Source organism: Paracoccus fontiphilus, from assembly GCF_017356265.1.
GTDB lineage: Bacteria > Pseudomonadota > Alphaproteobacteria > Rhodobacterales > Rhodobacteraceae > Paracoccus > Paracoccus fontiphilus.
Genome location: NZ_JAFNAW010000095.1, coordinates 1 through 9609 on the forward strand (window position 1 = coordinate 1; position 9609 = coordinate 9609).

Genomic DNA, 9609 nt, shown 5'->3' on the forward strand with positions numbered 1-9609 from the left:
GGCGGCGGCGGGACCGCACACGGCCACGCGCATGATGATTGCGACCGCGCAGAGCGCCGACGAGCTGAAGGCGGCGGCAGGCGTCAAGAACACAGGCCGGAAATCGACGCGCGGGCCTGTATTCGCGTTCTCGCTTGCGTGGCACCCGTCCGAGGCCGAAGGGCTGGACCGGGCGGAAATGACCCGCGCCGCCGATCATGCCTTAAAGGTTCTGGCGCTCGATCATCTGCAAGCCGTCATCATCGCCCATCACGACACCGCGCACCCGCATGTGCATGTTGTCGTCAACCGGATCGACCCGACCAACGGCAAGGCCACCAGCATCGACGGCGTGAAGGTCAAGAAGCTGGACGCATGGGCGAATGACTACGAGCAGCGGCGCGGCCAGATCGTCAGCCCGAACCGGGCGAAGAAATACGACCAGATCAAAGCCGGGCAGAACGCCCACCCTGATCCAGAAAAGCGCCGCCGCTACATCGAGGACAAGAAGCGGCAGCGGGCCGAGGCACAGCAGCGCCCGGCGCAGCAACGCACGACCGAGCAGCGCCCGCCCTCGCGCGGGCAAATCCTCAAGGACCTGTCAGACGCGCAGAAGGCGCAGCATAAGCAGGACTGGAAAGATTGGGGCGCGAAGGCCAAGGACAGCCGCAAGGCGATCTATGACCGCGCGGACATGGCCCGCGCCGCCGCGCTAGAGGCGTTCAAGCAGGCCACGCGCAAAGACTGGGCGCAGCATTTCAAGGCAGAGCGTGACCGCGCCCGCGCGTTCGAGAGCCGGGAGCGCAGCTTTTCCGGCATCGTGCAGAACGCCCTAGCCGCAGCAAAGCAGCAATTCCGCGAAGGGCCGCAGGGCGGGCGCGGCCTGTTGGGACAGACCTTTGCGAACGTCCTGGACGGCGCGGCCCGGCGTCAGGCGTTCAGCCAGGCGCAGGAGATGACCGCCCGGCAATTCCGCGAACAGATGAAGGCGCGGCGGGACGCAGCCCTTACCGCGCTCGATGACGAAAAGCGCCGGGCGCTGATCCGGCAAAGCGCCCTGATCGACAAAGCCAAGGCCGACATGATCGAGCGGCACAACCAAGAGCGCGAAAAAATGCGCGAGGCATGGCGGCAGTTCTACGCGAGCAGAGAGAGCGCCGCGCCCGGTCGCACCTACCGGACGCGAAAACCGCAGCCCCTTCCGGTCAAGGATCATCACCCGATGAAAGACAAATTCGACGCCGCAAGCATGGCAGCAGCCAAGCAAGCCGCCGCGCGTGTCCCGACTGATGATTACCGCCTTTCGACCCCGGCGCCGGCGCCGCGGCCGGCCGGCATCGTGGACCCGCCGCACAGCGATATGAAACCCGTTCCGGCCGTCGATCGCGCGGCAGCGATCGAGGCCGAGCGCAAACCATCCGCGCGGCGCGACTGGACGCAGCCGCAGGAGCCGCCCGCAGCGCCTACGCCGCAGCAGACCGGGCGCACCGATTGGGCCGCGCGAGCCAAGCAGCTACGCGCCGAACACAGCAAGGCAGCATCACCCGAACCAACGCAACGGCCATCCGGCCCGCGCATGAAGCCCTGAAAGGAGGGCAGCACCATGACCAAGAAGAAAGGACCGACCAGCTACACCGACGACCCCGACGCCCACGCCGCGCGATATGACAGCGAGTTTCGCCGGATGGAGCGGGAACGCTACTACCGCGATCTTTCCGACACGGTAGAGCACGGCTTGCAGACCGACCCCCGCCTTTTTTCCCGCGAGGAACAGGCGGCGGCGCTGCGCAATCTGGCGGATCGTGTCGAGAAGGCCGACGAACGCGCGGGCGTGATCGAGCGCAGCGCAAAGCGCATGGCCGATAAGAAGGCCCGCACGTTTTTCGGCATCGATTGGACAGCGCGGGCGGCGGAGTTACGCGCAGCCCAACCGCAGCAGCCCGACACACCGACACCGACGCGCGGCCCGCGCATGAAGCCATGAACGACCCGGAGCCGGGCCGCTGCTAGGGCTATCGCCCTGGCGCGGCCTGATCGTCAGGCGGCGGAGGCCATAACCCGGCATCTATCATCAATTCCAAGCGGCGGCGCAGCGGGTGCGCCCATGGCATCGACTCAATGGCCGTTAGCGTTCGTTCCTGTTTCGGCGTCAGCTTATCTTTGGCCCAATCGAAACGGCGTTCGCCGGGTTCGAGCCAATGCGGGTTTAGTATATCCGGGAATCCGTTTGCGTCCCGCCGCCGTTCCATCACCGCAGTTGCCGGGCTTTTCTTTTTGCAAAGCCGATAAATGCGGCCTCGATACCCTTGATGAAATCCGGGCGTCCGGTCGCGTCCCAATGGTCCCAAAATTCGCGCGTGACTATATCCATATCCAGCTTGTAATGCGTGGCATGGCGGGCCTTTTCGACCGTTTGCGGCAGCAGCGCCGGACGGTGCTGCGCTCTGCCTTCGGCCACGGCCTTTGCGATATTCACGCGCGATTTAATTTTGCGTTCGGTCATTTCCCGTTGCTTGGCCTTCACCAAGCGGAACCGCAGCCGGGTATAAAATCGGCCTTCGCGGATAGCTTCGTATTCAACCGAGAAACCCGCCGCGAGCGGGTCAGCGTTTATTTGTCCAATGGACGGATTGAGAACCCACTTTTTTAGGTCTTTCCAATCTTTATAGCTGCCATCAGGCACCTTCAGCCATTGGCGCAGTTCATCTATCGAACATTCAAATAAACCGTCTCGGCGGTTTGCAAAGCCTTCCAGCAATTCATAAAGCGTGACCGCATATTTCCCGGACAGGCCGAGCATAAAATGCACCCGCAACCGGGCAAATCGGAGCGGTTGCTTGATGACTGGAATCAGCAGCGGCGGGAAATGGAATTTAAGGCGACCGGCGGTTCGGGATGACTTGGACAGTTCCGCGCCAAAGATTGAGGAAACGCCCTGCACGCGTTCATCGCCTAGCGTGGCTTTCCATTCGACTGTCGTTTTCGCAAGGCGGCGGGCGCTTTCCCATATCCATGCCGTGTTATGATCGCCGCCTAGTTCACGAAACACCCGGTTGATTTCTGACACGGGCAGTTCGTGCAGCGGCTTTTCGCCCAGTTCATCCCACACCGCATGAAGCAGGAACGTCCATAGCTTGCGGTCACGTTCCGTGTAAGGGCCGTCCACATTCACCATGACGACCTGCAACGGGACAGGCACCGTTGCCGGATCTTTGCGATCTACTGTCCACACCGAGCCGGACGCGGAGATCTGTTTTAGATCTTCTGTATCGAACAGGGGCAGGACGTTTGATGAGGCGGGCGACTCCATGGGAGGCAATGCTAGCCCTTCAGCTTCAAAGGGAGAAGCGAAATTTAAATCTCTCCCCCTGAAGGGGGCGGCGCGGCGCTGAATCTCTCCCCCTGAAAGCCTGTGAATTTTTCGCTGAATCCCTCCCCTTGTCGGCTGAATTTCTCCCCCTGAAACTGAAAATCGGCTGAATTTCTCCCCCTCAACGGAATTAAGTTGTTGATCCTGAAAGCAGAAAAAGGGGGGAACACGACTCTTAGAACACTAAGAACACACTCGCCGCCTGTGGATAGGTCACGCTTCCGGGCCGCTGCTAGGGCTGTCGCCCCGGCGCGGCCCTATCGGCCTTTAGGCCAGAGGCGGGGCGTTTGCCTGATCCCTGTTTTCGGAGCCGCTTTCGCACGGAACAGAGAGCCGGAGGCCGGGGCGCTGCAAGGGCGGCGAAGCCGGGAGCGGAGCCACGCGCAGCGGGCCACTTGCCCGCGAGCATGGCGAGCACCCACCCCTTGCGGCGACACGGGCGCAGGCTATCCCGTGCGAGAGAAAGCGGGGCCGGGAATAGGGATCAAATCCCCCTGTTTTTGGTGAGCGGAGCGAGAAAAAACAACCGCGCCGGAGGCGCGGAGATATGCGCCGGGCTTTGCCCGGCACGATGTTTTTTAGAAGAAGGGCTAAGGCACCTAGGTGCCTCGCGCGGTCAAGGGTAAAGGCGGCAAGCCGCCCGGCCATCAAATTATTTTCCCCTTTGACCTGGCCGCCGCTTCGCTCTGGCTAGGTCAAATTCCTCGCGAAACAAAATAATTCGCTGTCCGCCCTTGCCCTTGCTACCCTCCTACGTTCGGCCACGTGGCAGGGTTGCAAAAACAAGTTTTGCAACCCGCCTCCGATTAAGGGGCGCTTAACTTGAAATGTGGTTAATTATTTGAAAGGAGATTTAAGACCATGGCAAAGAAAACCTATAACGTATTGAAGCCGCGCGAATATACCGACAGCAACGGCGAAGTTAAAAAGCACTTTATCGAAGTTGGCGCAGCATGGGAGATCGACAGCGGCGGGATGAGCATTGAACTGCATGAAGGCATTGCACTTTTAGGCCGCTTTGTGATCCTGCCGCGCAAGGAACGCAATGGCGAAGCCGAATAACCATTCCCGCACGTTCAAGGGCTTTGTTGCCCTTGAACGCGAAGGCGGGCCGATCATTTGGGGAACCCTGCGACCGGACGCCGCCGAATGCCGCGCCATGTTCGAGCGATGGAACCCCGGCCTTGTCCCGGTTATTCGCCCGGTTCGCCTTTCTCTGGACCCCGCGCGGCGCGAATAATGCCCTGCCATCTGCTAACCCGGCTGCGCAGATCGAACAGGCCCGCCCCTATATCCTCAAACACCAGAGTTTCAATCTCGCGCTTTATGGCCGCATCGCCTTCCAGCCCGTGCCGTTCATTGCCGCGCATCGCCAGAAACTGCGCCTGTATGGTGGTCAGTTCGACTTTGACCGATACGGCGGGCGCATCCGGCGGCACCTGCAACACCCGCAGGGCATCGCGCAGCGTGTCGGGATCGACAATATCAAATTCCACATCGGCGGGCAGTTCCGGCTTTTTGCTAGGCATCGCCCACCCCTTTCTTATCGCCCGCCGCGCGTTTCGCTTTGCGCACTATCCCGGCCCATGGCTCCAAGGATTCCCACAAGTCCACGGTTCCCTGCCCCACGGCCAGCATGATTAGCTGGTCAATCTCGCGCTTTATGGCCTCGGCATCGTCCGTCAGCCCGAACCGCCGCTTTCCCCGCACGGCCAGAAACTGCGCTTGCAGGGCGGTCAATTCGAGCGTGATGGTTGCGGCGGTCGAGCCGGGACGCCAATTGAAGCCGGAGCGGTGCAGCTTGAAAACCCGCAGCCCTTTCCGCAGCCGTTCAGGATCGACTATCGGGAATTGTTCGGCGGCGGGCCGATCATCCTTTTCATCGCTTGCCATTTTCGCCCCTGATCCATGGAGTTTGACAGAACCGAAATAACGGCGCTAAGGTGATCGAATGAATTTAAGCGATGATTTCAACCGCGTTTCTTACTTTACCGAACTATTTCGCAAGGTTCGGGAGAACAATGTTTTTGCCCGCTTGCGCAATTCTCGGTATTTTCCCCGTTCGCCGTGGGATCGTAACCCGGCCTAGTATTATTCCGTAAATACCCTTCTTTGCCTCTAGGAAGCCGCTACAGCGGCTTTTAGTCGTTTGCGCCCCTACCCCTAAGCCATGACCACAGACCGCGCCCACGGACGACCGGAGCGGCGGCAGCGGACATTTCAGGAGCCGGGGCAGGGGCTGGCGGTTCCGCCCTATGGGTCAAAAGCGCGGTCAGCTTGCGGCGTTCTTCCGCTTCGGCATCAAGGCGGCGGCGCAGGTCCGCCACTTCATCGACCAGTCTTTCGTTAAGGGCTTCCATAGAACGCTGCTTTTCGTTCGCTAGGTTAAGAGCAGCCTCTAAATCCTTGAGGTTTCTAGGGGTTTCATCCGGTCGAAGTTTCGAGGTTTCCGCAGGGGTTTCCTTTACCCTAGGCCAGACGCGGAACAGTTCGGCAGGCTCGATGCTGTAAGGCCCACCCTTCGGGCCATCCGCTGATAACTTGCCGGATTGTATGGCTTTTGTGATGGTTGGCAGGCTCTTGCCGACTTCCGCCGCTGCCTGCGATGCTGTTAACCCCATGCCCTAAACTGCCCCTTTCCCCCGCTCGAAATCGGCAGGTTTCCGAAAGGGTATCATGGCAACCCCTGCCCGAGAAGGGCAGGGGGGCAGTTATCCCCGCGCATGTGCGTTGATGGAGTCGACCCAAGCCGCTGTGGCCGGGGTTCGCGGAATAGGGCCGTTTTCATCCATCCACGTTTGAAGCGTTGCCATCGCCTTCCTCATTTCCCGTTCGCATTTTTGCAGAATGGCTAGGCGCTGTTGATCGCGCCGCTTTTGCCATTCCCACCCGAGAAGTGCGCCCATAAAGGCAAATATCCACCCGCTTTGCGCAGGCATCACCAGCAGCAGCGCAAAATACGCCGCATAGTAGCCGACGACCGCCAAGACGATGCGCGGCCAGACAGAAACAGGAGCGGATACGGCTTTAGCTGCCGCTTGATATTGCGCGAAGATTTGACCTGCTGTCAGAACATTATCGGGCAGGGGATCGGGTTCCACGTCGCGCTTTTCTGGCGGCGGCATGAAATAGGGCGCGAGGCGAATATTCAGCTTATCGCCGCCCTTGGCAAAGACGATCATGGAGCGGGCCACCGCTTCACCGTCCCGCTTTGCCACCAGTTCGCGGACTTCCTGCGGCGTTACGAGGGGTTCGCCCTTTTTTGCCATCCTGTCTTGATAGGCTCGCATGGCGTTTTGATCTTCGCGGGCCAGTTCCTTTTCCTCTAGGTCGATTGCCTGCCGTTCCCGCGCCTGCTCATTCACGCTTGCTTGATGGGCTGACATGCGGATGGCATCGGAGATTCCGCCGACCACAGAGAACAGCCCTCCGAGTTTCCGGTGCGGCATTGTCGGCATAGGCCGGGGCGCGTGGATTGGATCGAACGCGCGGGCGCGGCGGTCAGGATCGAGGTTCAAGCCGCTTTGCGTGGGTGGAACAGCGCCGATTTCCTTTTGTGTCCACACGCCAATATTTTGCGATATATAACCGAGCGTGTCAGCGTCAGTATTGCCGAAGAAGATATGGGCGTCGGCATTGCCGAAAAACGTGCCCATTTCATCTTGACCATAGAGCGCGGCAAGCTGGCCGAGGTCTTGCAGAAAGGGCCAAAGCTGGACGCCATAACCGCGCATGAGGCCCGCCGCTTTCGCGACAATTTCCATTTTGCCAAGGCTATGAAATTCATCGAGCAGGAATAGGCAGCGCCCGGTTTTGCCGCCATGGTCCGCAAGATCGCGCATCATGGTCATCAGGCCCATGCGCACGAACAGGCGCAGGAAGCCGCCGCGCGTGTCGAGATAGCCGGGAGGAATGCACAGATACAGCGACCCGGTTCCGGCCTTGAGCGTGGACAGATCGAAGGCGGGCAGGGCATCACCGCCGAGGACAGCGGCAAAGGCCGGATCGTCAATCCACCCGGTTTCCTGCACGGCGCGGGCGAACGCAGAGGCGGGAACGCCTTCCGGGTTGCTGAACTTGTTTTGAATCAGCGTTCCCGCCTGCCTTGCCAGCCCCGCAGAGGTTGCCGTTGCGATCATCTGGGCGGCAATGGCCTTTAGATCGTCCTCGGGCAGCAGCAGCAGGCCGCGCACACTCAAAAGCGTTCTTTCAACGGGCGGGCAATCGGCCAGCACGAAATCGGCCAGACCCGCGACGATGGCGGCAGCGGTATCGTCCCATTGCGCATGTTTCGGATCATGACGGCGGATCAGACCATCGCCCAAGGCTTCCAGATCGGCGCGGATGGTCAGGCTTTCCGGGTCCATGACGGCAAGCGGGTTGATGGAGCAGCGCAGTTCGTCGGCCCCGTCCTTGGTGATCCTGTAGGGATCGACCACGCCGACCGATTGGCCTTTGCAGAAGCGATCCTGCGCCGTCACGGAGGCATTTTCGCCCTTGGGGTCGATGATGACACAGGCACCCGGCCACCGTTGAAGGTTCGGCACGATCAGCGCCGCGCCCTTTCCAGAGCCTGCCCCGGCCACGGTGATAAGGTGGCGTTCCGACCGGATTCCGACTTCCCGGCCTTGATCGTCAAGACCGAGGAAGAAGCCCCCCGGCTCGTAAGGATAGCGACTTGAGTCAGTGAATTTGAATGCCATGTGTCACCCCCACATTGGCGCGTTGCGGAGACTTCCAGCAGTAAGAGGGGCCGGGCGGGAGAGCGTTTAAACGTCCTCGCCGGGCGTTTCTTCATCGTCGGAGGATTCCGCCGCTTCCGGCAGATCGACCGTCATCGGGCCGTGGACAGGGCAGGCCGGAGGGCCAACATCGTTGACCCATTTTGCCGCCACGCGCACGGTATAGCCGCAGCCTGTTGCCTCGCACTCGGCTTTGTGCATCCGGGCTTTCTGGCGCTTTGGACGATCCGCAGGCCCTTTGTTGTCGCGGCCCCGGTCGATTGCGAGAGCAGCGTGAGGCAGCGGGCCGAGATCGTCAGCGATTTGCGCGAGGCGGGTTTGTAGCAGCGGCCCCGGCATGGCCGAACGCATCGGACCGGATAGACCGAGAGCGAGCGCAGCGGCCTTGTATTGCTTCCCATGTCCGGCATCGGCGGGAAGGCAAGCATGGACGAGTTCATGCGTCAGGACGCCAAGAACTTCCACCGGGTCTGCTAGATCGGCGCGAACGATGATTTCTGTTGTTTCATCGGCAGAGGCCGAGAAATGCCAGCACTCCCCAACACGCTTTCCTGTCCGTCCGGTCGAGGGAAAGGCAATGGCGAAGCGGATTTTTTCAGGCAAATCGAGGCCACATTCGGAGAAATACGGGCGCAGAACATTTGTCGCAGCACGCAGCCAGCTTTCCCGGCTGTCATACTTATTCGCAAAAACCTTTGCCTCGCTTTTCATCGCCACACCTCAAGAGAGCGTTTAAACGCCCTGCTTTCCGTTCTGCCTGTCTGCCTCATGGATTGCCGGAGAGGGGTTTAATCCCCTCTTAACTTCGGTTATGGTAAACCAGATTTAGAGGGGGAGCAAGCATACTTTTTGTTTCACAAAAAGGCTTGGCAGGGGGTTCCGACCACCCCCTTGCATCCCCGTCCTGAAAGGCCGTTGCATGACCGACGAGACGCCGACACCCGCAAAGACCGGACGCCCGCGCAAAGCACCGGGCGAACGGCTGGCGGATGGGTTGCGCGTCCGCATGACGGCGGCGGAGCGGGCGAGCATCGAGGCCCGCGCGGCAGCGGCGGGCCTGTCGCCGTCCGAGTTTGCCCGCCGCGCCATCGCCGGGGCGAAGATCATGGCCCCGGCCAATGACCGCGCCGCCATCCCGCCCATGCTGATTGCCGAACTAGGCCGCATCGGGAACAACCTGAATCAGATTGCCCATGCCGCCCACCTTGGCCGCGATCTGCCCGGCATGGCCGAGGTCGCGCTTGCCGAGGTCCGGGCGCTTGTCGCGGCCATCACCGAAAGGCTGGACCGTTGAACTTCCAGCTTGCCGCCATTGGACACAGCTTCAAGGGCAGCATGGCCTACTATCTGCACGACAAGCGACCGGACGAGGCCGGGCCGCACCCTGCCACAAGCGAGCGTGTGGCATGGACGGAGCAGCGCAATCTGGCGGCGGCGGCGGGACCGCACACGGCCACGCGCATGATGATTGCGACCGCGCAGAGCGCCGACGAGCTGAAGGCGGCGGCAGGCGTCAAG

11 protein-coding genes are annotated in these 9609 nt (G+C 61.1%); 5 read left to right on the forward strand and 6 right to left on the reverse strand.

The features are described 5' to 3' along the window. Together J0F76_RS19010 and J0F76_RS19015 are read left to right on the forward strand one after the other, a co-directional pair. Window positions 1-1567 (forward strand): relaxase/mobilization nuclease domain-containing protein (locus J0F76_RS19010; protein ID WP_207471910.1); only part of this gene is annotated, 1567 nt, incomplete at its 5' end. Between the two features lie 15 nt (window positions 1568-1582). After that, window positions 1583-1963: a hypothetical protein gene (locus J0F76_RS19015; RefSeq protein ID WP_207471911.1), complete on the forward strand. Its 381-nt coding sequence runs from the start codon at window positions 1583-1585 to the stop codon at window positions 1961-1963. Between the two features lie 264 nt (window positions 1964-2227). On the opposite strand, the gene J0F76_RS19020 is transcribed toward J0F76_RS19015, so the two are convergent. After that, window positions 2228-3289, reverse strand: coding sequence for a replication initiation protein (locus tag J0F76_RS19020; RefSeq protein WP_207471913.1), 1062 nt, complete (start codon window positions 3287-3289; stop codon window positions 2228-2230). 921 nt (window positions 3290-4210) lie between these two features. On the opposite strand from J0F76_RS19020, the gene J0F76_RS19025 reads away from it, so the two are divergent. Beyond that, window positions 4211-4411, forward strand: coding sequence for a hypothetical protein (locus J0F76_RS19025; protein ID WP_207471915.1), 201 nt, complete (start codon window positions 4211-4213; stop codon window positions 4409-4411). Window positions 4412-4542: 131 nt separating this feature from the next. Here J0F76_RS19025 and J0F76_RS19030 read toward each other — a convergent pair whose 3' ends face one another. The 5 genes from J0F76_RS19030 to J0F76_RS19050 all read right to left on the reverse strand — a co-directional run bounded on the left by J0F76_RS19030 (window position 4543) and on the right by J0F76_RS19050 (window position 8802). After that, window positions 4543-4878 carry a hypothetical protein gene (locus J0F76_RS19030; protein ID WP_207471917.1) on the reverse strand — a complete coding sequence of 112 codons (336 nt, stop codon included), beginning with the start codon at window positions 4876-4878 and terminating at the stop codon, window positions 4543-4545. Then, window positions 4871-5242 carry a hypothetical protein gene (locus tag J0F76_RS19035; RefSeq protein WP_207471920.1) on the reverse strand — a complete coding sequence of 124 codons (372 nt, stop codon included), beginning with the start codon at window positions 5240-5242 and terminating at the stop codon, window positions 4871-4873. Before J0F76_RS19035 ends, J0F76_RS19030 begins: the two co-directional genes overlap by 8 nt. Window positions 5243-5490: 248 nt before the next feature. Then, window positions 5491-5970, reverse strand: a complete 480-nt coding sequence (locus J0F76_RS19040; RefSeq protein ID WP_207471921.1) for a hypothetical protein — start codon at window positions 5968-5970, stop codon at window positions 5491-5493. 90 nt (window positions 5971-6060) lie between these two features. Further along, on the reverse strand, window positions 6061-8052 hold the full coding sequence (locus J0F76_RS19045; protein WP_207471922.1) for a type IV secretory system conjugative DNA transfer family protein: 1992 nt from the start codon (window positions 8050-8052) through the stop codon (window positions 6061-6063). A gap of 66 nt (window positions 8053-8118) precedes the next feature. After that, a complete protein-coding gene (locus J0F76_RS19050) occupies window positions 8119-8802 on the reverse strand; it encodes a hypothetical protein (protein WP_207471923.1) in 684 nt (227 codons plus the stop codon). 208 nt (window positions 8803-9010) lie between these two features. Between J0F76_RS19050 and J0F76_RS19055 the strand changes: the two genes are divergently transcribed. Together J0F76_RS19055 and J0F76_RS19060 are read left to right on the forward strand one after the other, a co-directional pair. After that, entirely contained in the window at window positions 9011-9385 is a 375-nt protein-coding gene (locus tag J0F76_RS19055) for a MobC family plasmid mobilization relaxosome protein (protein ID WP_207471924.1), read from the forward strand. After that, window positions 9382-9609: hypothetical protein (locus J0F76_RS19060; RefSeq protein ID WP_207471925.1), on the forward strand; the 228-nt coding region annotated here is incomplete at its 3' end. The genes J0F76_RS19055 and J0F76_RS19060, both read left to right, overlap by 4 nt.